Here is a 1,676-nt window from a genome sequence, read left to right as displayed (position 1 = left end):
CCTCGTGAATTCACCGAGCTGTGTCACAGTGTGTGACTGAAATGGCGAAAGGTGCTCCGACCTGCGATAATTCGACTTGCGAAGGAAGAATTGATCGAGGTTTTGGAGCACCTTTCTGGTGAGCAAGTCTATCTCCCCGTATCCGCGGCTGGTCATCGGCGGTGACGGAGCGGGTGTGGTGTCGAACGCGGGTGCGGCGTTGCTGCTGCGCACTGCCGAGAAAACTGGGTTGATCAGGGGTTTGTCGGAACAGTTGCAGTCGTGGCGCAAGCGGTCGGCGATCCACGACCCGGGCAAGATCGTGCTGGATCTGGCGGTCTCGCTCGCGGTGGGTGGTGACTGCGCTGCGGATGTGGCGCTGTTGCGGGCCGAGCCGGGGGTGTTCGGTGCGGTGGCGTCGGATCCGACGGTGTCACGCACGATTGCCGCACTTGCCGCTGACACACGGAAAGCGTTGGCGGCCATCGCAACCGCTCGTGCCGACGCGCGAACACGGGCGTGGGAACAAGCCGGTGAGCACACGCCCGATCACGGCATCAGCATCGCCGAACCATTGATCATCGATCTCGATGCCACGTTGACCGATGCGCACTCCGACAAGCAGAACGCCGCACCAACATTCAAGCGCGGCTTCGGTTTCCACTCGCTATGGTCGTTCATCGACCACGGTGCGACCGGCACCGGTGAGCCGGCCGCGGCCATGCTGCGGGCGGGCAACGCCGGCAGTAACACCGCCGCCGACCACAAGCAGGTCCTGCGCGAGGCCCTGTCCCAGCTGCCGTGGCGGCCATCATGGCGCGTCGGACGGAAAGTGTTGGTGCGCACCGATTCCGGTGGTGGCACCCACGAGTTCATCGACTACTGCCACCGCCGCCGGGTGCAGTACTCGATCGGGTTCACCCTCACCGACGACATCGTCACAGCCATGGATACCCATTTGACGCATGCGGATTGGACACCGGCCTACGACGCCGACGGACAGGTCCGCGACGGCGCCTGGGTCGTCGAGGTCACCGGGGTCGTCGAGTTGGCGGGCTGGCCACCGGGAATGCGGCTGATCGTCAGAAAAGAACGCCCGCACCCCGGCGCGCAGCTGCGGTTCACCGACCACGACGGACTGCGGTTGACCGCGTTCGTCACCAACACCACCCGCGGCCAGCTGCCGGATCTGGAACTGCGCCACCGCCGACGTGCTCGCTGCGAGGACCGCATCAAAGCGGCCAAGGACACCGGTCTGCGCAATCTGCCGTTTCACGGCTTCGACGCCAACCGCATCTGGCTCGCTCTGGTCGCACTCGCGCTCGACCTCACAGCCTGGATGCAGATCCTCGCCCTCACCGACCACCCGGCACAACGCTGGGAACCGAAAACCCTACGCTTGCGACTATTTTCACTTCCCGCCCGCCTGGCCCGCCACGCCCGACGCGTCCACCTGCGCCTACCAGCGCACAACCCATGGACCCGCCTCGCCGTCAACGCCTTCACCCGCCTGGCCCCACCCTGACCAGCACGAACCCACCCCTACAACCATCGAAAGGACACCACCGGGCCCGTGGAACCCGGCAGCCAGCCCGCTGACACGGGCCGATCGACCACACCCACCAGCCGGGATACCATCCGAAAACACCAATCCGAACCCGATCACGCCGGGCCGCAGACCCGACGAAAGATCGAGG

At 65.5% G+C, this 1,676-nt stretch carries 1 protein-coding gene; it reads left to right on the top strand.

The window, feature by feature from the left end:
• The first annotated feature begins 118 nt into the window (after nucleotides 1–118).
• Nucleotides 119–1,504: an IS1380 family transposase gene (locus NV2_RS30460; protein ID WP_067882401.1), complete on the top strand. Its 1,386-nt coding sequence runs from the start codon at nucleotides 119–121 to the stop codon at nucleotides 1,502–1,504.
• Nucleotides 1,505–1,676 lie beyond the last annotated feature (172 nt).

The sequence above is a fragment of the Nocardia vermiculata NBRC 100427 genome (assembly GCF_001613265.1).
GTDB lineage: Bacteria > Actinomycetota > Actinomycetes > Mycobacteriales > Mycobacteriaceae > Nocardia > Nocardia vermiculata.
Note: the sequence above shows the minus strand (reverse complement) of the source record. Positions and strands in the feature narration are given on the sequence as shown.